Below are 24,156 nucleotides of genomic sequence, written 5' to 3'. Positions count from 1 at the left end.
GGCTCAGCTCCGCTTGCGCGCGCGATGGCTACGGTAGGTGTCGAGCACCACCGCAACCACGATCACGGCGCCGGTAATGATGCGCTTGGTCGGCTCGGTAGCGCCGATCTGCGCCAACCCCGCCGCCAGCACCGAAATGATCAACACGCCGAAGAAGGTGCTGATCACCGAACCGCGCCCGCCCATGAGGCTGGTACCGCCGATCACCACCGCGGCGATTACTTGCAACTCCAGGCCAGAGCCGGCATTCGGGTCGGCGGCTTCCAGGCGGGAAATCTGGAACAGCGCCGCCAGGCCAGCCAGCAGCCCCATCAGCGAAAATACCAGGATCTTGTAAGGCTTGGGGTTGATCCCCGCCAACCGTACCGCCTCTTCGTTGGTGCCGATGCCGATCAGGTAGCGGCCGAACACCGTGCGGGTCAACACTGCCTGAGCCACGATGATCACCACCAGGGCAATGATGAACGACGGCGAGATGCCGACGGCAATGGGGTCGGACAACCAGGCAAAGGCATCGCCGATGTACGCTGTGCGCGAATCGGTCATCTGGTAGGCCACGCCCCTGGCCATTTCCAGCACCCCCAGCGACACGATGAATGATGGGATGCGCCACGCCACGGTGATGGAACCGGTGACGGTGCCGGCCAGCGCCGCGCAGCCCATGCCCAGCAGCGCGGCCGGCAATACGCTCCAGCCCCAGCCAAGGATCGCCACGCTGACCGCCGAGGCCGCCAGGGCCAGCACCGAGCCAACCGACAGGTCGATGCCACCGATGATCAGCACGAAGGTCATGCCCACCGCCAGCACCATCAGGTCGGGGATCTGGTTGGCCAGGGTACTGAAAGTGTTGTAGGACAGGAAATGGTCGCTGAGCAGCGAGAACAGGATGATCATCGCCAGCAAGGCACCGGCCAGGCCCAAGTAGGTGCCCAGGCCGAAGTAGGTGCCGCTGCGCCTGGCCGCGGGCTTCGCATCAGGTAATACGGAAGTTTTCATGCAGGGTTCCTGGGCGCTGTATCGCTGACCAGCGCATCTCGTTTTTGATAACCGGCAAAGGCGGCTGCCAGCAGTTGGTCTTGGGTCCAGTGGTCACGCTCGAAGGTATCGATCAGGCGCCCCGCCGAGAGCACACCAATGCGGTCACAGATCAGCATCAGTTCGCGCAGGTCGCTGGACACCACCACCAGGGCCTTGCCCTGGCGCGTCAACTCACCCAGCAAGGCATAGATGTCGAACTTGGCGCCCACATCGATGCCTCGCGTGGGCTCGTCGAACAGCAACACCGAGCAGTCGCGCTCCAGCCAGCGGCCGATGACCACCTTCTGCTGGTTGCCGCCGGACAATTGCGACACCAGCTGGTCCGGGCTTGAACTGCGGATGTGCATGGCCTGGATCTGCCGTTGGGCCAACTGGCGCTCGGAACCACTGTGCACCACCCCCGCCGCCGAGATGGCTGGCATGTTGCCCAGGGCGATGTTGGCGCTGATGGACTGTGACAGCAGCAGGCCTTCGCCCTTGCGGTCTTCGGTGATCAGGGCAATGCCATGGGCCACGGCGTCGGCAGGCGAACGGATGGCCGCCTTGCGCAGCGGCTCGCCTACCTCCACCTGCCCGCTGTCGGCCATGTCGGCGCCGAAGATCAGGCGCAGCAACTCGGTGCGCCCGGCGCCGATCAGCCCGGAAATACCGAAGATCTCGCCTTTGCGCACCTCGAAGGACACGTCATGAACCTTGCCCGCGCGGCTGAGGTTTTTCACCGCAAGCACAGGGCCGCCGATTTGCCGCACGCCCAGGTCGATGTGCTCGCCCAGCTCGCGGCCGACCATGAGGTTGACCAGTTGCTCGCTGTCATAGCGACTCATGTCGTCGACGCACACCAACTGGCCGTCGCGCAGCACGGCGATGCGCTGGGCCACCCGCGCCAGCTCTTCCAGGCGGTGGGAGATGTAGACGATGGCCACGCCACGGGCCTGCAGGCGGGCGATCTGCTCGAAGAGCATTTCCACCTCCCGCGAGGTCAGCATGGCGGTAGGTTCGTCAAGGATCAGCACGTGGCAATCGCCAATCAGGTTGCGGGCGATTTCCACCATCTGCTGATGGCCGATACCCAGCTCACCCACCAGGGTATCCGGGTCGATGGCCTCCAGGCCTACCTGCGCCATGGCCTGCACGGCCGCTTCGCGCAAGCGCTTGCGGTCGATCCAGCCGGCGCGGCTGGGCAGGTTGTCGAGGAACAGGTTTTCCGCCACCGACAGGGTCGGCAGCAGATTGAGTTCCTGCATGACCATGCGCACGCCCAACGCTTCAGCCGCCGCGCGACTGCCGGGGCGGTATGCCTGGCCCTGATACTGCATTTCACCCGTGGTAGCGGTTTCCAGGCCACCGATGATCTTGGACAAGGTGCTCTTGCCGGCGCCATTTTCCCCGGTCAGGGCCAGCACCTCCCCGCGCACCAGGCTCAGGTCGATGCCCGACAGCACCGGCTGGGCGTAGGTCTTACCGATACCACTGACCGAGAGTACGACGTTCGGGGCAGCAGCTGACATAGCGATTCTCCAGGCGCCCGCCCGGAACGGGCAGGCGCGGCAGTGCAAGGAAAGCTCAGGGCTTGGTGACCAGTTCCACCGGGGTTTCGATCACGCCATTGGCGGCGCCGTCGACCGGTTCGTGCTTGAGCATCTTCAGCGCTGCCTGAATACCGAACACCGCCTGCTTGGCGGCGAACTGGTCGGCCGTGGCCAGCACGCGACCGTCCTTGAGCATCGGTTTGATGGCATTGATGTTGTCGTAGCCCACCACTTGCACCTTGCCCGCCTTGCCGGCGGCGCGCACGGCCGACACGGCGCCCAGGGCCATGCTGTCATTACCCGCCAGCAGCGCCTTGAGGTCAGGGTATTCATTGAGCATCGCCGAGGCGACGGCATTGCCCTTGTCGATTTCCCAGTTACCCGATTGGGTGGAGACGATCTTCATGCCCGCGGCGTCCATCGCATCCTTGAAGCCCGCGGTGCGCTGCTGGGCATTGGTGGTGGTCGGCACCCCTTCGATGATGCCCACCTGGTCGCCGGCTTTCAGTTGCTTGGCCAGGTACTCGCCTACCAGACGCGCGCCCTTGCGGTTGTCGGGGCCCACGAACGGCACACTGATGTCCTTGCTTTTGAGCACGGCCGGGTCCAGCTGGTTGTCGATGTTGATGACCGTGATACCAGCATCCATGGCCTTCTTGATCACCGGCACCAGCGCCTTGGAGTCGGCAGGCGCGATGACCAGGGCGTCGACCTTGGAGACGATCATCTGCTCGACGATGCGAATCTGATTGGCGGTGTCGGATTCGTCCTTGATTCCGTTGGAAATCAGGTCAAAATCGGCTGGATGGCTTTTCTGGTAGTCCTTGGCGCCGTCTTCCATGGTGAGGAAGAATTCATTGGCGAGCGACTTCATCACCAGCGCCACTTTTGGCTTGGCGGTGTCGGCAACGGCTTGAGACAGGGGCGCGACCGCACAGGCGGCGGCCAACAGGGATGCGGCGAGAAAACGTCCAGCGACTGGCAATTTCATGGGGTCACTCCAAGCTTATGATTATTTTTGTGCAAGCTGAGGTGCGCAGCGTCGAGCTGAAAGGTTAAAGCAGAAGAATTCAGCGCAAACGTTTGCGTTATCAGACTATGAGTAGGGTTGGGGTTATTTGTCAACGGGGGGACTCGGGTTTTGCAGCGCTCTCGGAGTCGAGCGCCGCCCGATTTCCACAACCGCAACGACTTGAGCGCACACCGCCAAGGCACTTCGCAAAAAAAACCTTCCTCCCGCGCAGCAAATCCCCTTTTCCACTGTCACAAGCGCTCTTCTTCAGTCGACCAGTTGCGAAAATGCCTACAGTAAAATACTGTATGCGCATACAGCAAAATAAGGAACGCTTCGTGGCCACCACCTCCCCCTCCCCGCTCGACAGTTACCAACAGCTCGGCGTGCGTATCTCGAAGATCATCAACGCGCCCACGGCCCAGAAAGCCAAGTCGGCGCTGATCTTCAAGCTGGAGCACGAATCGCCCGAGGACTGGGCGCAGTTGCTGGAGGAGATCGGCGAGAACGACAACGTTACCCTCGCCTGGCGGGATGACGGCGGTGTACAGATTTTCTGGGTCGTGCCCAAGGAAGACTGAACCCGACCGCCCCACTGCTCACCGGTGCGCGCCTGCCAGGCACGCGCCCTCCCCTCGTTTTTTGATTGGAAGCATGCATGTTCAGAACACTAACCACGGCGCTGCTGGCGCTGATGCTTGTCTGCGGCCAGGCGTTTGCCGATGTACGCATTGGCACCTGGAACCTGGAGCACCTCAGCGTGCGCCCCGGCAAGGACTTCGCCAGCATCGCCAAGGTGGCACAGAACGTCGATTTTCTCGCTGTGCAGGAACTGATGAACGAGGACGGCCTGGCCGCCCTGCAAAAAGCCCTGGAGCAGGCCACCGGCACCAAGTGGTCGGCGATGGCCTCCCACGCTACCGGGCGCAGCTCCTACAAGGAGATGTATGGTTTCGTCTGGCGTGACGATGCCGTGGCCTATGAGGATGGCGCCGTGACCTACCTGGACAAGGGCGACCACTTCGAGCGCGAACCCTATTCGGCGCGTTTCCGTAACCTGAAAGACAACACCGCCTTCGTCGCTGCCACCGTGCACATTCACTACGGCAAGACCGTGGCCGACCGCACCAAGGAAATCGCCGTGCTGGGGGATTACTGGGACTGGCTCAAGAGCGTGTATGACGGCAACACCAACATCATGCTGATGGGCGACTTCAACACTCCGCCCACCTCTACTGCGTGGGCCGGCCTGCGCACCAGCGCGCGGCCACTGATGCTGCAAGGCGCCAGCACCCTGTCCACCACCGATGGCCAATTCTCCAACCTCTACGACAACATCTTCGTGGCCAACGAGAGCACCATCAAGGTCAAGAGCGTGCAGGTGTTCGATTACCCCGGCTACCTGAAAATGAGCAACGCCAAGGGGCGCTCCAGCGTCTCCGACCATGCGCCGATCTTCCTGGACGCCGTCATGGGCGGCAAGGCCAGCGGCAAGGCGACCCCATTCGCGGCCACCAGCGTACCTGCCAGCAAACCACAGGTGGCCAGCGCCGCCGGCACCCAAGCCGCCAGTGGGCCGGTGCGCGGTAACCGCACCTCCCAGACCTACCACCGCCCGGACTGCCCGTCGTACAACACCATCGCGGCGAAGAACCGAGTGGAATTCGACAGCGAAGCAGCGGCGCTCGCGGCGCATTACCACATTGCCGGTAATTGCCGCTGACAGTCGCTTCAGCACACCCAACGAGCTGCCAGCCCTTTGTGGGACTGGCAGCAGGCAGAAATTCAACAAGTGAAATGAGAGGACCTATGCGACGCTTAGGCTTGACCCTGGCAACCCTGCTGCTGGCGGCCACCGCCAATTCGGCCATGGCCAGGAATCTGGACCGGCACGAAGTGCAAATGTGCAAATGGGGCGCCGATGTGGCCCGCCATGCCCAGCAGGAGAAACTGTCGGGCGTGACGCTGTACAGTGCTCGGCGCAAGCTGGCGCACCAGCGCTTCAGCCAGCCATGGATGCGCAGCATGGCCATGGGCATTACCGAACAGACCTACCACAGCCGCTCGCGCATGCGACCGGCCGCCGTGGGCAAGACCTACCATGAAGGCTGCGTGCGCCACGAACGCGCACGTCGCTAAGGGTCAGGGGTGTGGGCTGCGCAGCCGCGCCATGCTGTAGACATTGGTCAGCCGGCCGTCACGCAGGGCGTAATCGCGCAGTTCACCTTCCACCTCGAAACCGAACTTGCCGTACAGGGCCAGCGCAGGCTCGTTGTCGGTGTACACCGTCAGCTCCACCCGACGCAGCCCCATCCAGTTGTCCGCCACCTCCAGCACGGCACTCATCAGGCGCGTTCCCACGCCCTTGCCCTGCCAGCGCGGCGCCACGCCCATCCCTATGGAGCCACTGTGGGCCAAGCGTACGCGCTCGCTCTGCCAGAGCGAACAATGCCCCACTACGTGCCCCTGTTCCGTAGCCACCAGCGCTACCCGCCGCTCGCTGTCGGCGCCCGTCGCCAGGCGCTTGCTCCATACCTCCGCGCTTGCCCAGGGCATCTGCAGCACCTGGCGCGTCACGGCCGGGTGGCCATAAAGCTCGGCCAGCCCTTGGGCGTGCAAAGGGGTCGCGGGTTCAATGCGGATCTCGTCGGCGGGGCCAGTCATGGGCTGCTACTCCTTGTGCAGTGGAGCCCGAGTGTAGGCGAACCGCGCCCCGCGCGGCCAGTCAGTTGGCCTGGTGCGGCGCCACCACCGACTTGATGCCCTGGGCCGCCAGCAATTGCGCACGCTTCTGCTCGGCCTCATCACGGGTCTTGAAAGGCCCCAGGAAGACCGTCTGCTTGCCATCGCGATCGGCCACGCTGGCAATGAAACCGTTCTCGATCAGGCGCGAGGTCATGTCACTGAGCGCCCCCATGTTGGCACCGGCGACAATCTGCACTTCCCAGCCGCTGGCCGACTCGACGGCAGCCGGCGTATCGGTTGCCTGGGCCACCTCCTGGCCTTCGCCGCACACCTGGCGCACCTTGGGGTTGTTGCCGTCTTCGTCGATGACCGCAGTGAAGCCGTCCTCGGTCTTGATGGCGGCGTAATTGCGGTAGCCTTCGAATTTGCCCGAGGCGTCCTTCTGCCGCACCTGGCCACAGACATCCCCCTTTGGCGTGGTGCGCACGTTGGTGAAACGCGCGGTCTTGGGGTTGTCCAGATGCAACAGCACCGCCTTCGCCGACTCCTCGACCGCACTGCCACAGCCCGACAACATCAATACCGCACCCACAGCCATCAATTTGCGCACGCGCCGACCTCCCGAAAATGATCCGCCGATTTTAACACTGTTCGCTATGCAGGTAGCGGCCGCGCGCACTTCCCGCCACCGCGCCTCTGGTCGATAATGGCCAGGCTTTTCACCGCCTGATCAGAGACCACCATGATTCCCAAAGAAACCCGCAGCCAGCTCGCCCTGGAAAAATTCGCCGCCAGCCAGCCGCAGTTGCTCGCCGAAATCAAAGACTTGAGCGCCAAGGAACAAGAACAGCAGATTCAATGGGCCTTCGATGACCAGGCCGAAGAGCAGGGTATCGAGCCCTGGGAGCTGACCCTGGAGCTGGTCGCTACCTCCCCGGAGGAACTCAAGGCCATGCGGCTTGAAGTGCATCAGGAAGTTGCCGAGACCCTGGGCATGAGCTGGGAGGAATATTGCAGCTTCAACGAAATCGAGCTGTAAGCCCGGGCTGACCGATGGCTTGAACCCTCTCCCCCGGGGCCGCTCGAACACAGTAACGGCCCCTTGGGAGTAACAGCGCATGAACCCGGACCCCGATTTCGATCACGGTGACGAAGCACCGCTCAACGACGCAGACGAAGGCGAAGCCAACCTGGACACCGAAGAGGTGTTGGCCGACGAGCCGGAAATCATCATCGACGATGGCGTGAACGGCATCGATTAACCGTGGGCCACCGAAGCAGCGGGCAGGTCGCCCACCCCGCGATAGCGCACGATCACACCGCGCATCTTGTGGTCACGGCGCAGTTGGTCCAGCTTCTGGGTAGCTTGCGAGCGCGAGTCGAAGGGCCCTACATAAACGCGACTTACCGTATCCTCGTGGGTGATATACGCGGTGTAACCGTACCCCTTGAGCTTCTGGCTCAACAGGCGCGCCGAGCCCGCACTGGTCGAGACCAGTTGCACCGACCACTTCACGCCGGCGATGTCGCCGACGCCCTTGGTGCTGGTTGCCGGGGTGGCAGTCGTTGATGGGACGGGTGCAGGCGCCGCAGCGGCAACCAACGGGTAGCCGCATGTATTTGCAGCGCTGGCATTGCTGGCCTGGGGGTCCAATGTCACCTGGAAACCATCTGCCTGCTTGCGCGCCAGGTAATGGCCGAAGCCTGAATAGGCACCGTAACTGTTCTTGCCGTTGACCTCGCCACAGACACTGCCATCGGCCAACTCGCGGTCGGCACGAAACTGTGCTGACCCCGGGTCCTGCAACTGGTAGGCCACGGCCTTGTGGGCGTTCTGTACTGCGCTGTCGCCACAACCGGCTAGCGCCAGGGCAACCATCATCAGAGAAAGCGTGCGCACGATGAGACCTCCACGAGGGGACTGCACCCTTCATTCTAGCAGCACCACAGGATTTGCCGCGGCGTTCCCTGCCAGACCCGGCCTGACTATAGCCCCCTGCAACCCCTGTTCACAAGGAGTCTAGGCCGGGCCTGCCAGCCTCATTCACTGGCCCGCCGGCGCGCCGATACCTGAAGCGGCAGGGCGACAGTCGAGCATGCCGACATGACGGAGGCCCACGCCATGGCCAACGCCCCCAGGAGGATGTCTTCTGGCGGTTGAGCACACCCAGCTCGTCGGTGGAGGCCGAGTAGGTGGTGATACCCAACAACACGGCCGCGACCACACTTGAACAGGACATCGCGATCATGATCACCTGATAGGCTTCTCCCGCCCCTCAGTTCGCGCACTTTACAAGCAGGTACTCAGCGCCGCCAACCGGCGGTTCGACAACGGCACGCCCTGTTCAGCAAAGTAGGCCACCGAGCTGCCGGCACCGACCTGGCGCACGTCGGCAAAATTCTTCGAGTCCACCATGACGGTCAGGCCACCCTCCTTGCCAGGCTCGGTGTGGGAGTCGGCAGCGGCGCCTGACAGCACTTCGTCTTGCCAGGAGTATTCGATGCACTGGGCAACATCCTTGGCCGGCTTTTGCGAGGTAAAGGTACGGAAGGCACCCTGACTGCGCGCCTGGTCCATGTTTGCCGACATGCAGCCGCCCAGCGAAACCAGCAGCACGGCACTCAACAGCTTACGCATAGTGTTCCCTCATGTTTGGTCAGGGGCGGACTCTACCACCTGCGCACAGGGTTTGCCGCGCCGGGTTTTCTTCAGGCAAACGAAAAAGGCGACCCCTGAAGGTCGCCTTTTTCACACCGCCCAGCAGAGCGGATTTTGTTTGGTAGGCGCGATTGGACTCGAACCAACGACCCCCACCATGTCAAGGTGGTGCTCTAACCAACTGAGCTACGTGCCTGCTGTAGGGCGGTATTCTACGGATCTGCGCGGGTGTGTCAACGTATTTTTAGCCTAACCTACTGAAATATCCGAATTTTTTCCAAAACAGAGGGTTTCAAGTTAGCGCTGGAATACGGATTTCATCTCAGGTACGATCTGCCAACACGTCAAAAATATAAAACAGAGGTTGCAGCAATGGCGAACACCCCCTACCCACAGTCCTACTACGCCGCATCAGCCAATGCCGCGCCTTCACGCCCGTCCTTGCAGGATGAGGTGCAAACTGACGTGTGCATTATCGGCGCTGGCTACACTGGCCTCTCCAGCGCACTGTTTCTTTTAGAGAACGGCTTCAAGGTTACCGTACTCGAAGCCGCCAAGGTCGGTTTTGGCGCCTCAGGGCGCAACGGCGGCCAGATCGTCAATAGCTACAGCCGCGACATCGACGTCATCGAACGCACCGTGGGGCCCAAGCAGGCGCAACTGCTGGGCAAGATGGCCTTCGAGGGTGGGCGCATCATCCGTGAGCGCGTGGCCAAGTACAACATTCAGTGCGACCTGAAGGACGGGGGTGTGTTCGCCGCCATCACCAGCAAGCAGATGGGCCACCTGGAGTCCCAGAAACGCCTCTGGGAGCGCTACGGCCACACCCAGCTGGAATTGATGGACCAACGGCGCATTCGTGAAGTGGTGGCGTGCGACCAATACGTGGGCGGCATGCTCGACATGAGCGGCGGCCATATTCACCCGCTGAACCTGGCCCTGGGCGAAGCCGCGGCCGTGGAGTCGCTGGGTGGCATACTGTATGAACAGTCACCGGCCGTGCGCATCGAACGCGGCCCCAACCCCGTGGTGCACACGCCCCACGGTCGGGTCCGCGCCAAGTTCGTGATTGTCGCGGGCAACGCCTACCTGGGCAACCTGGTGCCAGAACTGGCGTCCAAATCCATGCCCTGCGGCACCCAGGTGATCACCACCGAACCCCTGAGCGACGAATTGGCCCAGACCCTGCTGCCGCAGGATTACTGCGTGGAGGACTGCAACTACCTGCTGGACTACTACCGACTGTCCGCCGACAAGCGCCTGATTTTCGGGGGCGGCGTGGTCTACGGCGCCCGCGACCCGGCCAACATCGAGGCGATCATCCGCCCGAAAATGCTCAAGGCCTTCCCGCAGCTCAAGGACGTGAAGATCGACTACGCGTGGACCGGCAACTTCCTGCTGACCCTGTCGCGCCTGCCCCAGGTTGGCCGCCTGGGCGACAACATCTATTACTCCCAGGGCTGCAGCGGCCACGGCGTGACCTACACCCACCTGGCAGGCAAAGTGCTGGCCGAGGCCCTGCGCGGCCAGGCCGAGCGCTTCGACGCCTTCGCCGAGCTGCCGCACTACCCGTTCCCCGGCGGCCAGTTGCTGCGTACCCCATTGACTGCGCTGGGCGCCTGGTACTACAGCCTGCGCGACCGCCTGGGCTTCTGAGACAGCGAAAACGGCACCCCAGGGTGCCGTTTTGCGTTACTGGCCGCTCAAGGCTCGGGTGGCCTGCGACGCCGCCTGTTCCTGGCCAGCCTGGCCCAGGTCATTGGCAGCCTTCAGCCAGCGCTGGCGGTCGACGTTGGCCGGCAGTTGCCCGGGTTTCTGCACCAGCACCGCCCAGTGCCCGGCATCCTTCCAGGCCGAACTGAAACTGGCGAAATCCATCAGCTTGCGCCGCTCGTTGCCCGAGCGCAGCAGCACGTGCTGCTTGTAGCGGTCATACCCCACCAGCAAGGCATAGCGCGGGCTGGTCCAGATCGAACCTTGCGTATAGCGCAGCAGCACCGGGTAGCCGGCGGCCACCTGGGTGAACAGCGCGGGCAGGTCGTCCTGCAGCGGGTACACCACCATGCCATACGCCTGGGCCGTGGCGGCCAGCGAGGCCTGCAGGCGGTCCTCACCTCCCGGCAGGTGCAGGGACTTGTCCAGCAAACCCGGTGTGATGATCACGCCCTGTTGCGACAGCGCGCTGGCCAAGGCCATGGAAGCACCCTGCTCGGTGTCGCCGCGAAAGAACGGCACGCTATTGAGCTCCACCCGGTCCGGCAACCCCTTGATCGGTGGGGCCGGCGGTTTGTGGCCCGCGCAACCGGCGACGGCGAGCACCACCAGCACCGGCGCGAACAACGTGAGCAAAGGGGTCGGTAAACGGGAACGTCCCTGCAAAATAGCCTCACTCTCGGGTCAAACGCCGCCCATCCGGCGGCCGGGGCCCTGATGATAGGCCCGGCGTGCACCGGGGTATAGCCTTTGCCGGTAGTTTCCTACAAGAGATAGAGCCAAATAGCCCAAGCCGTGCGACCTTCGGTCAATAGCCTGAAACACGCCACCGGCTAGACTGTCAGCTGTAAAGACCGTTGATTGCCTGAGGAGGCACGTATGAGCCTGACCGTGGCCATCGTCATGATGATCGGCGCCTGGTTGCTGGTGGCGGCCGCCATGCTGTGGGGCGTGATGCGCATCGCGCGCCGTCATCATCACCCCGTGCCACCCGCCGTCCAGCCCAAACCGCTCAACAAGCCCGACAACCGCCCCGCTTCCTCACCCTCGGCCTGACCTAGGCGCCTTCACGCTTGCGCCGCGCCCGGCGCGACAGCATGTTCAACCCTTCCACCAGCGCCGAGAACGCCATGGCGGTGTACACGTACCCTTTGGGCACATGGGCGCCAAAGCCTTCGGCGATCAGCGTCATGCCGATCATGATCAGGAAGCCCAGCGCCAGCATCACGATCGTGGGGTTGTCGTTGATGAACCTGGCCAGCGGCTCGGCGGCCAGCAACATCACCAGTACTGCACAGATCACCGCGATGACCATGATCGGCAGGTGCTCGGTCATGCCTACCGCCGTGATGATACTGTCGATGGAGAACACCAGGTCCAGCATCAGGATCTGACAGATGGCGCCGGCAAAACTGGCCGCCACCTTACTTCCGACACTGGCTTCCTGCTGTTCACGGGGGTCGACGCTGTGGTGAATCTCTTTCGTCGCTTTCCACACCAGGAACAAGCCGCCGGCGATCAGGATCATGTCTTTCCACGAGAAAGCCTGGCCAAACAATTCCACCACCGGCTCCGTGAGTTGCACGATGTAGGCAACGGTGCTGAGCAAGCCAAGGCGCAAGATCAACGCCATGCCGATACCGATCCGCCGGGCGCGCGCCTGGAATTGCTTCGGCAGCTTGTTGGTGAGGATGGAGATGAAGATCAGGTTGTCGATACCCAGCACGATCTCCATGACCACCAGGGTGGCCAGGGCGATCCAGGCGGTAGGGCTTGAAGCGAGTTGCAACAGATAGTCCATGGGAGCGCCGCTCACGATTCAGAGAACATGAGAGCCAGTGTAGGCAAACCGATAGTGCGGGAAAATTCGTATTTTCAACCGTTATACTTCGGTTTTAACGAATCGGTATTTTCCATGCTCAACTACCGCCAATTGCATTATTTCTGGGTGGTGGCCAGGACCGGCAGCATCACCCGCGCCGCCGAACAACTGAACCTCACCCCGCAGACCATCAGTGGTCAGATCACCCTGCTGGAACAGACCTTCGGCATCGCATTGTTCCAGCGCGTCGGGCGCCAGCTCGAGCTGACCGAAAGCGGGCGCCAGGCATTGCCGTATGCCGAACAGATGTTTCAGCTGGGTAATGAATTGCAGACCCTGCTGAGTGCCCAACCCGGCCAGCAACCCCTGGCGTTGCGCGTGGGTGTGGCCGACGTGGTGCCCAAGTCCATCGTGTACCGGCTGATCGCGCCGAGCATGCAGTTGGCCGACCCCGTGCATATCACCTGCCGCGAAGACAAACTCGAACGCTTGCTGGCAGACCTGGCCGTGCAGCGCCTGGACCTGGTGATTTCCGACAGCCCCATGCCCGCGCACCTGGACATAAAAGGCTACAGCCACAAGCTGGGGGAATGCGGCATCAGCTTCTTCGCCACCCAGGCACTGGCCGACCAGTACGGCCCGGGCTTCCCGGCCAGCCTGACCGGCGCACCGCTGCTGATACCCGGGCAGGAAACCATGGTGCGCAGCCGGCTACTGCGCTGGTTCGGCGAACAACTGATTCAACCCAGGATCGTCGGCGAGTTTGACGACAGTGCCTTGATGCAGGCCTTCGGCCAATCCGGTAGCGGCCTGTTCATCGGCCCCAGCGCCATCGCCGAGGAAGTGCAGGTGCAGCATAACGTACGCCTGATCGGCCAGACCGAGGCCGTGCGTGAATCGTTCTACGCCATTTCAGTGGAGCGCAAGGTCAGCCACCCCGGCATCGTCGCCATCACGGAAGGCGCGCGCCGGGAGCTGTTCACTTAAGCGTGGGCGGCCAGGCGCGGGCGCATCATGAGCCACGCCAAGGCGATACCCAACAGCATGAAACCGGCCGCGGCAAAGCCCAACTGCCCCAGGCCCAGGGTATCGATGACCCGCCCACCGACGATCGCGCCCAGGCCGATGCCCAGGTTGGCACCAGCGATGTTCAGCGACGCGGCGAACGCCGGCGCTTGTGGCGCCGCCTTGATCAGGCGCACCTGGCTGACCAGGAACATGGCCGCCTGGGTCACGCCCCACACCGCCAGCGCCAACGCCAGGCCGAAGGTGGAATGGATGCTCGGCACCACCGCCACCAGGCCACCAACCATGAACGCCGAGAAGAGCATCGAGGCAATCAGCGGGTGATGGTCTACCAGGCGCCCGCCCAGTGAATTGCCAAGCAGGCCAACGGCGCCGAACGCCATCAGGCACCAGCCCACCAGCGCGCCGTCGAAGCCAGCCAGGCGTTCAAGGATGTCGGCCAGGTAGGTGTAAGCCGTGAACATGCCACAGAACACGATGATCGACAGCAGCACATGCCCCTGCATCAACGGGTTGCGCAGGATCGCGAACTGCGAGCGCAAGGTACGTTCCTCACCCCGTGCCGGGCTGGCGGGCAGGAACAGGGTCAACAACAGCGCCTTGGCCAGCGCCACCCCGGCGATGATCCAGAATGCGGCGCGCCAGCCGAGGGCGTTGCCGATGAGCGTGCCCACGGGAATGCCGAACACCGTGGCGCAGACGATGCCAAAGCCGATCTTGGCGATGGCCCGGCCGGCATGGTCGGGGCCGACGATGTCCACGGCGGTTTCACTTGCCAGGGCCCAGAACACCGGCAGCCCCAGGGCGGGAATCAGCCGGGCGATGCCCATGACCACGATGTTGGGCGCCAGTGCGGCGATGACATTGGCCACGGCGAACAGCAGCAGAATGGTGACAAACAGACGCTTGCGCTCGAACCGCGCGCAATAGGCGGTCAGGAACGGGCCCAGGGCAGCGACGGTGAAGGCAAACAGAGTGACCAGCAGGCCGGCCTGGGACACGGTGACGCCAAGGTCGCGAGCGATGGCGGGCAACAGGCCGACGATGACGAACTCTGTGGTCAGCACGGTAAAGCCTGCGGCCGACAACAGCAGAATGGGGAACAGCATTGAAACTCCAGAATCAGGCAAGACCCAAGCGCGCCGCCATTCCCCCTGTGGGACCGCGCAGCTCGGGAACCAGACGACGGCAATCTTGCTGATAGCCCGCAGTGTCTGCTTCCCGAGCTTTGCCCGGCCCCGCGGGGGAAAATCAGCGGGCTACGGTGACAACAGCTTCAATAGGCGCCCATGTAATCGCGCTTGCCCACTTCCACGCCGTTGTGGCGCAGGATGTCGTAGGCCGTGGTGACGTGGAAGAAGAATTGCGGCAGGCCGTAGTGCAGCAGGTAGGTCTGGCCGTTCAGTTTCTTCTCTTTCGGGGTGCCGGCGCGCAGCACGATTTCGCGGTCTTCCTGGCCGTCGATCTGTGCCGCGGCCAGGCCGTCGACGAAGCCCAGCACCTTGGCAAGCAAGGCCTGCAGGTCAGCGAAAGTGGCTTCAGCGTCCGGGTAGGAAGGCACCTCGACACCGGCCAGGCGCGCCGAAACGCCCTTGGCGAAGTCGACGGCGATCTGCACCTGCTTGACCAGCGGGAACATGTCAGGGTAGAGGCGCGACTGCAGCAGCACGGTCGGTTCGATGTTTTTCGCGGCGGCGTGGTCTTCAGCCTTTTTGAGCACGTCGCCCAGGGCAGTCAGCAATTGCTTGAACACGGGAACAGAGGCAGCGTACAGGGAAATGCTCATGATGAGATCCTGGTCGTGGTAAGGGCAGTGAGCCGCCAATGATAGCCCCGCCCCGGCGCGGCGTCCGGTGTTTTATTGCATACTGGCGCCTTTTATCGAGCCTTGCCCCGGGAGCGCACCATGTCCGCCGAACACGATACCCCTCAAGAGGCCCCGAGCCTCAGTGCCACTGACGTGCGCATTCTGGGCGCACTGATCGAAAAACAGGCCACCAACCCGGAAACCTACCCCCTGACCCTCAATGCACTGGTGCTGGCCTGCAACCAGAAAACCAGCCGCGAGCCCGTGATGAACCTCACCCAGGGCCAGGTCGGGCAGAGCCTGCGTGCCCTGGAAGGCCGCGACATGACACGGCTGGTGATGGGCAGCCGCGCCGATCGCTGGGAGCATCGCCTGGACAAGGCCCTGGAGCTGGTGCCAGCGCAGTTGGTGCTCATGGGCCTGATGTTTCTGCGCGGGCCGCAGACGCTCAACGAACTGCTGACCCGTAGCGGCCGCATGCATGATTTCGATGACACCGAGCAGGTCCTTCACCAACTCGAACGCCTGATCGCCCGCGGCTTCGCCCTGCACCTGCCCCGCCAGGCGGGGCAGCGTGAAGACCGCTACAACCACGCGCTGGGCGACCTGGCCGACATGGAAGCGATTCTCGCCGCCCGCGGCGCCGGTGGCGCCGAGCGCAGCAGCGCCAGCCCAGTGTCCGCCGACCGCATCGATGAGCTGGAAGCGCGCGTCGCCGCCCTTGAGGAACGGCTGGCGCGCCTGGAGTGATCAGCTGCGGGCGTAATCGGTGGCCAGGCGTACCTGTTCGGCCGTCGGCCGCACGCCGGTGTACAGCACGAACTGTTCCAGCGCCTGCAAGGCAATGACTTCAAGGCCGGTGACCACCTGCTTGCCCAGCGACTGCCCCAGCAGCACCAGGGGCGTCAAGGCAGGCAGCGCCACCACGTCGAAGATGATGTCAGCCGCCCGTACGGCATCCTCGGGAAACGCCAGCTGATCAGCCTCCGGGCCGCCGCTCATGCCGATGGGGGTGACGTTGACCAGCATTCGCGGGCGCGCATCACCCAGGTCCGCCCGCCACTCATATCCCAGGTGCCGCGCCAGCGCCGGGCCGCTCTCGGGGTTGCGGGCGATCACGGTACCCTCGGTGAAGCCCGCATCGCGAAATGCCGAGGCCACCGCCTTGGCCATGCCACCGCTGCCGCGCAAGGCGAATGAAGTGTCCGGGGCCAGGCCGTGCTGTTCGATCAATTGACGAATGGCCAGATAATCAGTGTTGTAAGCCTTCAAATGGCCGTTATCATTGACGACGGTATTGATCGACTGAATGGCTGCCGCCGACGCATCCATCTCGTCGACCAGTGCGATGCACGCCTCCTTGAACGGCATCGACACGCCGCAGCCCCGGATACCCAGGGCACGGATACCCGCAACCGCTGCCGGCAGATCACTGGTGCTGAATGCCTTGTAGTAGAAATCGAGACCCAACTGTTCATACAGATGGTTATGAAAGCGCACGCCGAAACTGCCCGGGCGCCCGGCCAGGGACATGCAGAGAACGGTGTCGCGGGTGGGAATCAAGGGCATTGCAAGGCTCCATCACTGGTATGTAACTGAGTTGTAAGGACACTATGGTTCATGACCTTACACAAAATTTACCAAACCCCGTCGCAGATTCTTACAAAACCGCTGTCATAGTAGTGCGACAGTCCTTGGGCCACCTAACCGGCCCCGGGTACTGGAATCGTAATATGAGGAACAAGTCATGATTCGTCAGCTTCCCAAGATTGCCTTGCTGGTCGGCGCTCTCGCCGTGGCAGGCCAGGCGTCCGCCCATGGCGGTGGTGGTCCAGGTGTGTTGGGTGCCGTATTAGGTGGCGCCGTGGTCGGTGCCGTGGTGACCTCTGCCCTGGCACCACGCGAGGTCGTGGTTCAACAGCCGGTCTATGCCGCGCCACCACCACCGGTCTACGTGGCCCCGCCGCCACCGGTGTACTACGCGCCGCAGCCTGTGGTGTATGCGCAACCGGTCTATGCACCGCCACCGCCACCACGCTACTACGGCCCGCCTCGCGAGTACTACGGCCGTCCGGGCTGGTAAGCGCCGCGGCTCACCGGCAGCCGTTCACGGCTGCGGTGAGCTGATGCGTTGCGTCAATGGTGACTATTGAAAGCGGTGATTTCTACCGGCGGCCCAGTCGCCTTATGCTGGGCCCATGTTTCAGAGGAGCCCACCATGAATACCGTCAGCATCATGTCAGTCATCGGCAGCGCAGTACCCGCCAACCTTCGCGACCTGGGGTTGCTGGCCTGCTGGTACGTGGTGCGCGATGGCGAGCCGCTCACCGGCCCGCTGATGTCACGCGACCAGGCGCAGGCGCTGTTCAGGACTCTGCAGGAAACGGCCAGTGCACCCGTGCAGCACTGACCCCCGAATTCCGTAAGGTGCGTTGCTCTCGCACACCCTTTGCCCCGCCATTGTCGCGGGGCTTTTTATTCACGGCATGCCCGCCCGGTAGCAGCGGACCTGGCCGCGTCCAAGGCACCGCGCAGCATCCGGCACACCGCATGCACCGCGACGCGGCCAGGTCCGCTGCTACACATGGCGCGATTCAGCCGCGTTCGGCCATGAGCACGTTGGCCTGGCCCCGCTGGGCCAGCTTCTGCAAGCGTTTTTCCAGCCCCTGCAACACAGCGCGGTCGGAACGCCCGCTTTCCAGTTCGTCGATCAATGCATTCACCACTTGGCGCAACTCGTGGGCGATGACGATACGGTCGTCATTGCTGTCCTGCTTGTGCGACTCGAACAGCCGATGAAGGTAGTCCTGCAGCACCGCTTGCATGCGGTGGCGGTCTGTGGCGCGCCAGTGCGCCAGGCCCAGGCCCGTCTGGTTCAGCAGTTCCTGGAATTCCAGCACCAGGTATTGCAGGCGCCTGGCAAGCCCCACCTGCTCGTCGCGCCAGCGCTTGTGCTGCGCCAGGCCTTCTTGCTTGCGCTGGATGGCCGGCACGAATACCGCCAGCATCAGGGCGATGACCACCGCCACGGCCTGGATCCACGCCAGGGCATCCAGCGGCTTCTGAATGAATGCGCATACCAAAAGGACCACCGCGATAACGCTGCCCCACAGCAGCAGGGCGCTGTAATCCTTGCTCATGAAACCCTTGAACATTGCGCGACTCCCGAGTCGTTTTCAAACGTGATGAAGGGGGTAAAACCGCTGAACCGGCGTTGGACGGCCCGCGAACATGAAAAACCACTTTTATTTTTTTATTACAGGGGTTTAAGCCCGCCAGCCAATCGACAGTGCCTGAGCCATACTCATAAACTACAACGCTTTTTCAAGAACAACCCGTTGTAAACGGCATATCTACTTTTTAGCGAGCGCTACACGTGAAAACCTCCCTTTCGATCCTGAGCCTGTTGCTTGTCCTTGCAGGTACTGCCGCCGTCACGTCGAACGCTGTTGCCGCCCCACCCCCACCTGCCCAACGAGACCCTTCACAGCTCCACCTGGCCTCGGGCAGTGCCCTGCTGATCGACCTGCAGACCAACAAGGTCATTTACGAGAACCGTGCCGACACCGTTCTGCCCATCGCCTCGGTGTCCAAGCTGATGACCGCCATGGTCGTGCTGGACGCCAAGCAGGACATGAACGAGATGATTGATGTCGACATCAGCCACACCAAGGAAATGAAAGGTGTGTTCTCGCGCGTCAAGCTGGGTAGCGAGCTGAACCGCCATGACATGATGCTGATTGCCCTCATGTCTTCGGAGAACCGTGCCGCGGCCACCCTCGCCCACCATTACCCGGGCGGCTACAACGCCTTCATCACTGCCATGAACGCCAAAGCGCGCAGCCTGGGCATGACCCATACCCACTATGTGGAGCCCACGGGCCTGTCCACCAGCAACGTGTCCACTGCCCGCGACCTCAGCAAATTGCTGATTGCCGCGCAGCACTACCCCATGCTGCGCGAGCTGAGCACCACGCCCGAGAAGACCGTGTTCTTCAAGAAGCCCAACTACAGCCTGGGCTTCCATAACACCGACCACCTGATCAACAAGAACAACTGGGATATCCGCCTGACCAAGACCGGGTTCACCAACGAAGCCGGCCACTGCCTGGTACTGCTGACCACCATGGGCAACCGCCCGGTGGCCATGGTGATCCTGGATGCCTTCGGCAAGTACACCCACTTCGCCGATGCCACGCGCCTGCGCAATTGGGTGGAGACCGGCCGCAGCACCGCGGCGCCCGCCGTGGCCCTGCGCTACAAGGCCGACAAGCACGGCCGCCAGGTAGACTGACCCCCGCGGCACTGGTCACGCCACCGCGTGGTCAGTGCCGACGGCCCGCCTGCTTGTCCCGGTACATGGCCGTGTCTGCCTCGGCCAGCAGAACCTTGATCGAACCGTGCTGGGCGGGGTCGTACTCGATGCGGCCAATACTGTAGCGAATATCATAACCGCGCTGGGCTTCGGCATTGCGGCGCGCCAGCGCCTCCTTCAGGCGGCCGGCGACCAGGTCGCCATCCTGGGCATTGGAGCCCATCAGCAGCGCCACGAATTCATCCCCGCCCAGGCGCCCCACCAGGTCCATTTCCCGAAGCACGTCACGCAAGGTCTCGGCGAACGTCACCAGTGCCCGGTCGCCTTCGGCATGGCCCCAGGTGTCGTTGATATGCTTGAAACCATTGAGGTCGAAGAACAGCAGCGAAGCCGGGGTATTCATGCGCTTGCAGATACTCAGCGCGTGCTCGGCCAGCGCCTCGAAGCCGCGGCGGTTGGACACCTGGGTCAGTTCGTCGATGGTCGCCAGTTGAAACGCTTCTATCTCCTGCTCGGCCATGCTCGCCAGGTCGCGCAACAGGTCACGTTCCTCGGCGTCCAGGATGCGCGGGCGCACATCGATCAGGCACAGCGTACCGATCTTCACCCCGTTGCCCACCCGCAGCGGGCAGCCGGCGTAGAAACGGATGTTCGGGTCGCCCGTCACCAGGGGATTGTCGTGGAAACGCTCGTCGTTGGTAGCGTCCGGGATCATCAGCACCTGGTCACCCAGGATGGCATGGCCGCAGAATGAGATATCCCGAGACGTTTCCGGCACGCACAGGCCCTGGCATGACTTGAACCACTGCCGGTTGGTGTCCACCAGGCTGACCAGGGCGATCGGCACATCGAACAGCCGGCGCGCCAGCCGGGTCAAGCGGTCGAAGCGCTCTTCCGGGGCTGTATCGAGGATGTTCATGGAGCGCAGGGTGCTTACGCGCTCAGGTTCGTTAGCGGGTTTGGCTGGGGCCAGCATCGAAATACTCCGTGGTCCTGACTCTGCTTGTTGCGCTAAGCCTAGCCCATCTCGACGCGCTAACGAAGACTGGCCCCAAAACATTACGCCGTGGTGTTGATGGTCGAACCAGTGGTGCTGCTACCTTCTTCCGTCAGCGCCGTGGACAGCTCGGCGGTCAGGGAAGAAATCTCGGCCGTGGTGGAAGCCACCTGGGCTTCCGCGGTGGCCAGGGCGGCGGTCTTGGCGTCCTCGTCCTTCATGGCCTGGGCCTTCTGCACAGCCTGCTGCTGGGCTTGCAGCTCTTTTTGCAGCTCAGCGATCTGCTTCTGCAGCTCGGTCACGGTGTCGGAGGACGACGACGAACTGCTATCGCTGTCGCTGCTGCCGCCACCACCCGCACCCGCGGCGCCGCCAGCCGAATTGGCCGTGGTGCTGGAAGTGCTGGACGTGGTGGAGGTGCCGTCGGCGCTGGTGGAGGTCGAGGTGGTATCGTCAGTGCTGGCAGTGGTCGCTGCCGTCGATTTGGTGGTGCTGGTGGTCGCGATTTGCAAACCAGAGGAGATGTTACTGATGGTCGACATGACAGAAACTCCTTTGATGGAAGATGGTTCATGGGTCATCGACTGGCCAGGGCCCAGCTTTAGAAATATCGTGTAACACCTGGGATACGCCGGCGATACAAACCAACGACCGGCTGAAACCCTTGTTCCAGAGCCTTTCAGCCCTGCCACACGCAGATGAAATAATCTTCAGCAAGGCGACAGGTAAAACTCGGCACAATATGCCCTCAACAGCCGAAATCCCAGGTACAACACCATGACACGCGTTTTGACCATCGAAGACGATGCCGTGACAGCCAAGGAAATCGTGGCCGAGCTGAGCAGCCATGGCCTTGAAGTGGATTGGGTCGATAACGGTCGCGAGGGCCTGGTCAAGGCCGTGAGCGGCAACTACGACGTCATCACCCTGGACCGCATGCTCCCCGAGCTCGACGGCCTTGCCATTGTCACTACCTTGCGCACCATCGGCGTTTCCACGCCCATCCTGATGATCAGCGCCCTGTCCGACGTGGACGAGCGTGTGCGCGGCCTACGCGCCGGTGGCGATGACTACCTGACCAAGCCTTTTGCTTCCGACGAAATGGCTGCCCGCGTCGAAGTGCTGCTGCGCCGCAAGAGCACCGTGGCCGACGTCGACACCACCCTCAAGGTCGCAGACCTGGAGCTGGACCTGATCACCCGTGAAGCCCGCCGTGGCGAACAGGCCCTGAACCTGTTGCCCACCGAATACAAACTGCTGGAATTCCTGATGCGCAATGCCGGGCAGATCCTGACCCGCATGATGATTTTCGAGGAAGTCTGGGGTTACCATTTCGACCCGGGCACCAACCTGATCGACGTGCACATCGGCCGCCTGCGCAAGAAGATCGACCCGCCAGGCGCCACCGCGCTGATCAAGACCGTTCGGGGCTCGGGCTATGTCATTGCCGAACCCCTCTAAGGGCTGGCGCTCGTCCAGCAGTCGCCTGCTGGCCCTCTACAGTTTTCTCTTCGTGGCCTGGAGTTGCATCCTGATGGGTGTGCTCTATTACGAAGTGTCGGACTACCTCAACAGCCTGGCGCGTCATTCCTTGATGCAGCGCCAGCACCTGTTCTCGCGGTTCAGCGGCCAGGCCCTGGACGACGCCCTGTCGGCCAGCGAGACCTTCGACAACCGTGCCTACGACGCCTATGGGCTGTTCGATGCACAGTTGCGCCCGCTGGGTGGCGACATCAAGGAAATTCCCAAGGGCGTCGCCCTGGACGGCAACATCTATGAACTGGATGACTGCATCGACTCCGACGACCCCAAACTGCCCCAGCAGGGCTGCGACGCCGTGGCCATGGCCACCCAGGACGGCCGCTGGCTGGTACTGGTGCGCGACAACGGTTCGCTGTTCGCGGTGACCCGCATCATTCTCCACGCGTTGCTGTGGGGCATCTCGCTGACCATCATTCCCGGTGCGGCGGGCTGGCACCTGCTGCGCAGGCGTCCGATACGGCGTATACGGGCCATTCAGGACAGTGCCGACGCGATCGTCGCCGGCGACCTGACCCGGCGCCTGCCCCTGTCCAACCGGCGGGATGAACTGGACATGCTGGCGGCCATCGTCAACGCCATGCTCGACCGTATCGAGCGGCTGATGATGGAGGTCAAGGGCGTGTGCGACAACATTGCCCACGACCTGCGTACGCCCCTGACCCGCTTGCGTGCCCAGCTTTATCGCATTCAGCAGCAGGCGGGCATGGACTCGGCCCACGCGCTGCAGCTGGACGGCGTGATTGCCGAGACCGACACTCTGATGGCGCGTTTCCGCGGGCTGCTGCGCATTTCCGAGCTCGAAGACCACCAGCGTCGTTCCGGCTTCGTGGAATTCGACCCATTGCCGCTGTTGCACGAGCTGCATGACTTCTACCTGCCCCTGGCTGAAGAAGGCGAGCTGCGCCTGGAGCTGGAGGCGCCCGATGTGCTGCCCAGCCTCAATGGCGACCGCGCCTTGCTGTTCGAGGCCATCGGCAACCTGCTGAGCAACTCCATCAAGTTCACCCCACCCGGTGGCGTGGTGGTGCTGCGGGCGCACAACGAGCTGGACAGCACCTGCATCGAAGTCCAGGACTCGGGCCCCGGCATTCCCAAGGACGAGCGCCAGGCCGTGTTCCAGCGGTTCTACCGGTGCGACGACGACAACACTCAGCCGGGCTTCGGCCTGGGCCTGTCGATTGTCGCGGCCATCGTCAACCTGCACGGTTTCACTCTTGAAGTGGGCAACAGCCAACAGGGCGGTGCCAGCCTGGCACTGCATTGCCGTCAAAGCAAAGCGCGAGTGTGATCCCCATGAATCTGCTCTATATCGCCGACACCCGAGACGAACAACTGCTGCGCGGCTTCGCCGACAGCGGCCAGCGTGTGGTCGAAGCGCGCCCGGAGGAAGCTGACTGGGCCCTGGCCGACAGCAACTATGGCTTTATCCTGCTGGACGTGCAGACCGCTCAGCCGGAGCTGCTGGAGCGTTGCCTGGCGCGCAAGCGCAAATCACGGGTGCTGATGCTGCTGGGCGAAGACAACGCCGCGGCGCGGGTCGCCGCATTGCGCACCGGCGCCGAGCTGTGCCTGACCAAGCCGGTGGTGTTCATCGAACTGCAGGCGCGCATGCAGGCGTTGCTGCGCGACCACCTCAGCCCTGCGGTCGACGCCGAAGCCGGTCTGTGGTTGTCCACCACGCGCCTGCTGCTGGGCCGCGGCCCCCATCAGCAACCACTGACCGTCAGCGAGCAGCGCTTGCTGGCCATCCTGGCCAAGCGCCCGGGCGCGGTCAGCCGCGAACTGATCGAAGAACAGCTGTGGGGGGCCACCCATGATTCGCGCAGCGCGCTGATCGAGCGGCACATCTGCAACCTGCGGCGCAAACTGGCGCGCCTGGATGCGCCGAATGCGTTGCAGACGTTGCGGGGGTTTGGATATAGCTTGCGTGAGACGGTGCATGTGCGTACGGATTGAGGTGGGTCAGGGCCTCCAGGGGCCAGACTTGGCTTTTCCGGCGCGCTCAGGATCG

At 63.1% G+C, this 24,156-nt stretch carries 30 protein-coding genes and 1 tRNA gene; 15 read left to right on the top strand and 16 right to left on the bottom strand.

From position 1 onward, the window contains the following. Positions 1-3 precede the first annotated feature (3 nt). From QBK88_RS23030 to QBK88_RS23020, 3 genes are read right to left on the bottom strand one after another with little or no spacing between them, the layout of a single operon-like run. Positions 4-996, bottom strand: coding sequence for an ABC transporter permease (locus tag QBK88_RS23030; RefSeq protein ID WP_268150035.1), 993 nt, complete (start codon positions 994-996; stop codon positions 4-6). Further along, the gene (locus QBK88_RS23025) at positions 993-2,546 is read right to left on the bottom strand and encodes a sugar ABC transporter ATP-binding protein (protein ID WP_277963837.1); all 1,554 of its coding nucleotides are present in this window, start codon (positions 2,544-2,546) and stop codon (positions 993-995) included. Before QBK88_RS23025 ends, QBK88_RS23030 begins: the two co-directional genes overlap by 4 nt. Before the next feature lie 55 nt (positions 2,547-2,601). Then, complete coding sequence (locus tag QBK88_RS23020; RefSeq protein ID WP_176571574.1) at positions 2,602-3,558, bottom strand: sugar ABC transporter substrate-binding protein; 957 nt, start codon at positions 3,556-3,558, stop codon at positions 2,602-2,604. Between the two features lie 308 nt (positions 3,559-3,866). On the opposite strand from QBK88_RS23020, the gene QBK88_RS23015 reads away from it, so the two are divergent. The 3 genes from QBK88_RS23015 (at position 3,867) to QBK88_RS23005 (ending at position 5,718) form a co-directional block, all read left to right on the top strand. After that, positions 3,867-4,160, top strand: coding sequence for a DUF1654 domain-containing protein (locus tag QBK88_RS23015; RefSeq protein WP_268150030.1), 294 nt, complete (start codon positions 3,867-3,869; stop codon positions 4,158-4,160). A gap of 77 nt (positions 4,161-4,237) precedes the next feature. Continuing rightward, positions 4,238-5,302: an endonuclease/exonuclease/phosphatase family protein gene (locus QBK88_RS23010; RefSeq protein WP_277963836.1), complete on the top strand. Its 1,065-nt coding sequence runs from the start codon at positions 4,238-4,240 to the stop codon at positions 5,300-5,302. 86 nt (positions 5,303-5,388) lie between these two features. Further along, positions 5,389-5,718 carry a hypothetical protein gene (locus QBK88_RS23005; RefSeq protein ID WP_268150026.1) on the top strand — a complete coding sequence of 110 codons (330 nt, stop codon included), beginning with the start codon at positions 5,389-5,391 and terminating at the stop codon, positions 5,716-5,718. Positions 5,719-5,721: 3 nt separating this feature from the next. Here QBK88_RS23005 and QBK88_RS23000 read toward each other — a convergent pair whose 3' ends face one another. Beyond that, positions 5,722-6,243, bottom strand: coding sequence for a GNAT family N-acetyltransferase (locus QBK88_RS23000; protein ID WP_277963835.1), 522 nt, complete (start codon positions 6,241-6,243; stop codon positions 5,722-5,724). A gap of 61 nt (positions 6,244-6,304) precedes the next feature. Next, positions 6,305-6,874: an SPOR domain-containing protein gene (locus tag QBK88_RS22995; protein WP_277963834.1), complete on the bottom strand. Its 570-nt coding sequence runs from the start codon at positions 6,872-6,874 to the stop codon at positions 6,305-6,307. A gap of 132 nt (positions 6,875-7,006) precedes the next feature. Between QBK88_RS22995 and QBK88_RS22990 the strand changes: the two genes are divergently transcribed. Both QBK88_RS22990 and QBK88_RS22985 read left to right on the top strand, forming a co-directional pair. Further along, entirely contained in the window at positions 7,007-7,303 is a 297-nt protein-coding gene (locus QBK88_RS22990) for a DUF6388 family protein (protein WP_277963833.1), read from the top strand. Positions 7,304-7,382: 79 nt separating this feature from the next. Then, on the top strand, positions 7,383-7,526 hold the full coding sequence (locus tag QBK88_RS22985) for a hypothetical protein (RefSeq protein ID WP_268150017.1): 144 nt from the start codon (positions 7,383-7,385) through the stop codon (positions 7,524-7,526). Here QBK88_RS22985 and QBK88_RS22980 read toward each other — a convergent pair. The 3 genes from QBK88_RS22980 to QBK88_RS22970 all read right to left on the bottom strand — a co-directional run bounded on the left by QBK88_RS22980 (position 7,523) and on the right by QBK88_RS22970 (position 9,119). After that, positions 7,523-8,164 (bottom strand): SPOR domain-containing protein, encoded by a 642-nt coding sequence (locus tag QBK88_RS22980; RefSeq protein ID WP_277963832.1) that lies wholly within the window; start codon positions 8,162-8,164, stop codon positions 7,523-7,525. The two genes, QBK88_RS22985 and QBK88_RS22980, sit on opposite strands and share 4 nt — an antisense overlap. A 390-nt stretch (positions 8,165-8,554) precedes the next feature. Next, complete coding sequence (locus tag QBK88_RS22975) at positions 8,555-8,902, bottom strand: hypothetical protein (protein WP_277963831.1); 348 nt, start codon at positions 8,900-8,902, stop codon at positions 8,555-8,557. A 140-nt stretch (positions 8,903-9,042) separates the two neighbouring features. Next, positions 9,043-9,119 (bottom strand) — tRNA-Val (locus QBK88_RS22970). A gap of 176 nt (positions 9,120-9,295) precedes the next feature. On the opposite strand from QBK88_RS22970, the gene QBK88_RS22965 reads away from it, so the two are divergent. Further along, positions 9,296-10,579 (top strand): NAD(P)/FAD-dependent oxidoreductase, encoded by a 1,284-nt coding sequence (locus QBK88_RS22965; protein ID WP_277963830.1) that lies wholly within the window; start codon positions 9,296-9,298, stop codon positions 10,577-10,579. 36 nt (positions 10,580-10,615) lie between these two features. Here QBK88_RS22965 and QBK88_RS22960 read toward each other — a convergent pair whose 3' ends face one another. After that, the gene (locus tag QBK88_RS22960; RefSeq protein WP_445764982.1) at positions 10,616-11,272 is read right to left on the bottom strand and encodes a peptidase C39 family protein; all 657 of its coding nucleotides are present in this window, start codon (positions 11,270-11,272) and stop codon (positions 10,616-10,618) included. 243 nt (positions 11,273-11,515) lie between these two features. Between QBK88_RS22960 and QBK88_RS22955 the strand changes: the two genes are divergently transcribed. Then, positions 11,516-11,692 (top strand): hypothetical protein, encoded by a 177-nt coding sequence (locus QBK88_RS22955; protein ID WP_277963829.1) that lies wholly within the window; start codon positions 11,516-11,518, stop codon positions 11,690-11,692. Position 11,693: 1 nt separating this feature from the next. Here the strand turns inward: QBK88_RS22955 and QBK88_RS22950 are convergent, their stop codons facing one another. Further along, positions 11,694-12,437 (bottom strand): TerC family protein, encoded by a 744-nt coding sequence (locus QBK88_RS22950; RefSeq protein WP_277963828.1) that lies wholly within the window; start codon positions 12,435-12,437, stop codon positions 11,694-11,696. A gap of 114 nt (positions 12,438-12,551) precedes the next feature. On the opposite strand from QBK88_RS22950, the gene nhaR reads away from it, so the two are divergent. Continuing rightward, positions 12,552-13,445 (top strand): transcriptional activator NhaR, encoded by an 894-nt coding sequence (nhaR, locus tag QBK88_RS22945; RefSeq protein ID WP_277963827.1) that lies wholly within the window; start codon positions 12,552-12,554, stop codon positions 13,443-13,445. Here nhaR and QBK88_RS22940 read toward each other — a convergent pair. Then, positions 13,442-14,593, bottom strand: coding sequence for an MFS transporter (locus QBK88_RS22940; protein WP_277963826.1), 1,152 nt, complete (start codon positions 14,591-14,593; stop codon positions 13,442-13,444). The genes nhaR and QBK88_RS22940 overlap by 4 nt on opposite strands. A gap of 167 nt (positions 14,594-14,760) precedes the next feature. Then, positions 14,761-15,270: a DUF1993 domain-containing protein gene (locus QBK88_RS22935; RefSeq protein ID WP_277963825.1), complete on the bottom strand. Its 510-nt coding sequence runs from the start codon at positions 15,268-15,270 to the stop codon at positions 14,761-14,763. Between the two features lie 120 nt (positions 15,271-15,390). Here QBK88_RS22935 and QBK88_RS22930 point away from each other — a divergent pair, with 120 nt between their 5' ends. Beyond that, positions 15,391-16,041, top strand: coding sequence for a DUF480 domain-containing protein (locus tag QBK88_RS22930; protein ID WP_277963824.1), 651 nt, complete (start codon positions 15,391-15,393; stop codon positions 16,039-16,041). Here QBK88_RS22930 and QBK88_RS22925 read toward each other — a convergent pair whose 3' ends face one another. Continuing rightward, positions 16,042-16,860: a shikimate 5-dehydrogenase gene (locus QBK88_RS22925; RefSeq protein WP_277963823.1), complete on the bottom strand. Its 819-nt coding sequence runs from the start codon at positions 16,858-16,860 to the stop codon at positions 16,042-16,044. It abuts the gene before it with no gap. Positions 16,861-17,038: 178 nt separating this feature from the next. On the opposite strand from QBK88_RS22925, the gene QBK88_RS22920 reads away from it, so the two are divergent. Next, positions 17,039-17,374: a hypothetical protein gene (locus QBK88_RS22920; protein ID WP_268149993.1), complete on the top strand. Its 336-nt coding sequence runs from the start codon at positions 17,039-17,041 to the stop codon at positions 17,372-17,374. Between the two features lie 135 nt (positions 17,375-17,509). Continuing rightward, a complete protein-coding gene (locus tag QBK88_RS22915) occupies positions 17,510-17,701 on the top strand; it encodes a hypothetical protein (protein WP_268149992.1) in 192 nt (63 codons plus the stop codon). Between the two features lie 184 nt (positions 17,702-17,885). Here the strand turns inward: QBK88_RS22915 and QBK88_RS22910 are convergent, their stop codons facing one another. Beyond that, positions 17,886-18,446, bottom strand: a complete 561-nt coding sequence (locus QBK88_RS22910; RefSeq protein ID WP_277963822.1) for a hypothetical protein — start codon at positions 18,444-18,446, stop codon at positions 17,886-17,888. 221 nt (positions 18,447-18,667) lie between these two features. Between QBK88_RS22910 and pbpG the strand changes: the two genes are divergently transcribed. Continuing rightward, entirely contained in the window at positions 18,668-19,585 is a 918-nt protein-coding gene (pbpG, locus tag QBK88_RS22905) for a D-alanyl-D-alanine endopeptidase (protein WP_277963821.1), read from the top strand. A gap of 31 nt (positions 19,586-19,616) precedes the next feature. On the opposite strand, the gene QBK88_RS22900 is transcribed toward pbpG, so the two are convergent. Together QBK88_RS22900 and QBK88_RS22895 are read right to left on the bottom strand one after the other, a co-directional pair. Beyond that, positions 19,617-20,582, bottom strand: a complete 966-nt coding sequence (locus QBK88_RS22900) for a sensor domain-containing diguanylate cyclase (protein ID WP_277963820.1) — start codon at positions 20,580-20,582, stop codon at positions 19,617-19,619. A gap of 83 nt (positions 20,583-20,665) precedes the next feature. Continuing rightward, positions 20,666-21,145, bottom strand: a complete 480-nt coding sequence (locus QBK88_RS22895; RefSeq protein WP_277963819.1) for a hypothetical protein — start codon at positions 21,143-21,145, stop codon at positions 20,666-20,668. Between the two features lie 235 nt (positions 21,146-21,380). Between QBK88_RS22895 and QBK88_RS22890 the strand changes: the two genes are divergently transcribed. Genes QBK88_RS22890 through QBK88_RS22880 form a run of 3 tightly spaced genes read left to right on the top strand, consistent with a single transcriptional unit; the run spans position 21,381 to position 24,101 of the window. Continuing rightward, positions 21,381-22,064, top strand: a complete 684-nt coding sequence (locus QBK88_RS22890) for a response regulator transcription factor (RefSeq protein ID WP_158157507.1) — start codon at positions 21,381-21,383, stop codon at positions 22,062-22,064. Next, positions 22,042-23,433 carry a sensor histidine kinase gene (locus QBK88_RS22885; RefSeq protein ID WP_268149982.1) on the top strand — a complete coding sequence of 464 codons (1,392 nt, stop codon included), beginning with the start codon at positions 22,042-22,044 and terminating at the stop codon, positions 23,431-23,433. Before QBK88_RS22890 ends, QBK88_RS22885 begins: the two co-directional genes overlap by 23 nt. Positions 23,434-23,438: 5 nt before the next feature. Then, positions 23,439-24,101: a response regulator transcription factor gene (locus tag QBK88_RS22880; RefSeq protein ID WP_277963818.1), complete on the top strand. Its 663-nt coding sequence runs from the start codon at positions 23,439-23,441 to the stop codon at positions 24,099-24,101. Positions 24,102-24,156 lie beyond the last annotated feature (55 nt).

Origin of the sequence: Pseudomonas sp. RIT-To-2, from assembly GCF_029623465.1 — a bacterium.
Classification (GTDB): Bacteria; Pseudomonadota; Gammaproteobacteria; order Pseudomonadales; family Pseudomonadaceae; genus Aquipseudomonas; species Aquipseudomonas silvicola.
Note: the sequence above shows the minus strand (reverse complement) of the source record. Positions and strands in the feature narration are given on the sequence as shown.

Coding starts and splice junctions, on each gene's coding strand:
- QBK88_RS22940 (WP_277963826.1), bottom strand. CDS start 14,593: ATGCTGTTCCCCATTCTGCTGTTGTCGGCCGCAGGCTTTACCGTGCTG.
- QBK88_RS22990 (WP_277963833.1), top strand. CDS start 7,007: ATGATTCCCAAAGAAACCCGCAGCCAGCTCGCCCTGGAAAAATTCGCC.
- QBK88_RS22935 (WP_277963825.1), bottom strand. CDS start 15,270: ATGAGCATTTCCCTGTACGCTGCCTCTGTTCCCGTGTTCAAGCAATTG.
- QBK88_RS22915 (WP_268149992.1), top strand. CDS start 17,510: ATGAATACCGTCAGCATCATGTCAGTCATCGGCAGCGCAGTACCCGCC.
- QBK88_RS22910 (WP_277963822.1), bottom strand. CDS start 18,446: ATGTTCAAGGGTTTCATGAGCAAGGATTACAGCGCCCTGCTGCTGTGG.
- QBK88_RS22885 (WP_268149982.1), top strand. CDS start 22,042: ATGTCATTGCCGAACCCCTCTAAGGGCTGGCGCTCGTCCAGCAGTCGC.
- QBK88_RS22900 (WP_277963820.1), bottom strand. CDS start 20,582: ATGCTGGCCCCAGCCAAACCCGCTAACGAACCTGAGCGCGTAAGCACC.
- QBK88_RS22965 (WP_277963830.1), top strand. CDS start 9,296: ATGGCGAACACCCCCTACCCACAGTCCTACTACGCCGCATCAGCCAAT.
- QBK88_RS22920 (WP_268149993.1), top strand. CDS start 17,039: ATGATTCGTCAGCTTCCCAAGATTGCCTTGCTGGTCGGCGCTCTCGCC.
- QBK88_RS22985 (WP_268150017.1), top strand. CDS start 7,383: ATGAACCCGGACCCCGATTTCGATCACGGTGACGAAGCACCGCTCAAC.
- QBK88_RS23025 (WP_277963837.1), bottom strand. CDS start 2,546: ATGTCAGCTGCTGCCCCGAACGTCGTACTCTCGGTCAGTGGTATCGGT.
- QBK88_RS23020 (WP_176571574.1), bottom strand. CDS start 3,558: ATGAAATTGCCAGTCGCTGGACGTTTTCTCGCCGCATCCCTGTTGGCC.
- nhaR (WP_277963827.1), top strand. CDS start 12,552: ATGCTCAACTACCGCCAATTGCATTATTTCTGGGTGGTGGCCAGGACC.
- QBK88_RS23030 (WP_268150035.1), bottom strand. CDS start 996: ATGAAAACTTCCGTATTACCTGATGCGAAGCCCGCGGCCAGGCGCAGC.
- QBK88_RS22880 (WP_277963818.1), top strand. CDS start 23,439: ATGAATCTGCTCTATATCGCCGACACCCGAGACGAACAACTGCTGCGC.
- QBK88_RS22950 (WP_277963828.1), bottom strand. CDS start 12,437: ATGGACTATCTGTTGCAACTCGCTTCAAGCCCTACCGCCTGGATCGCC.
- QBK88_RS22975 (WP_277963831.1), bottom strand. CDS start 8,902: ATGCGTAAGCTGTTGAGTGCCGTGCTGCTGGTTTCGCTGGGCGGCTGC.
- QBK88_RS23010 (WP_277963836.1), top strand. CDS start 4,238: ATGTTCAGAACACTAACCACGGCGCTGCTGGCGCTGATGCTTGTCTGC.
- QBK88_RS22890 (WP_158157507.1), top strand. CDS start 21,381: ATGACACGCGTTTTGACCATCGAAGACGATGCCGTGACAGCCAAGGAA.
- QBK88_RS22955 (WP_277963829.1), top strand. CDS start 11,516: ATGAGCCTGACCGTGGCCATCGTCATGATGATCGGCGCCTGGTTGCTG.
- QBK88_RS22925 (WP_277963823.1), bottom strand. CDS start 16,860: ATGCCCTTGATTCCCACCCGCGACACCGTTCTCTGCATGTCCCTGGCC.
- QBK88_RS22930 (WP_277963824.1), top strand. CDS start 15,391: ATGTCCGCCGAACACGATACCCCTCAAGAGGCCCCGAGCCTCAGTGCC.
- QBK88_RS23000 (WP_277963835.1), bottom strand. CDS start 6,243: ATGACTGGCCCCGCCGACGAGATCCGCATTGAACCCGCGACCCCTTTG.
- QBK88_RS23005 (WP_268150026.1), top strand. CDS start 5,389: ATGCGACGCTTAGGCTTGACCCTGGCAACCCTGCTGCTGGCGGCCACC.
- QBK88_RS23015 (WP_268150030.1), top strand. CDS start 3,867: ATGCCTACAGTAAAATACTGTATGCGCATACAGCAAAATAAGGAACGC.
- QBK88_RS22895 (WP_277963819.1), bottom strand. CDS start 21,145: ATGTCGACCATCAGTAACATCTCCTCTGGTTTGCAAATCGCGACCACC.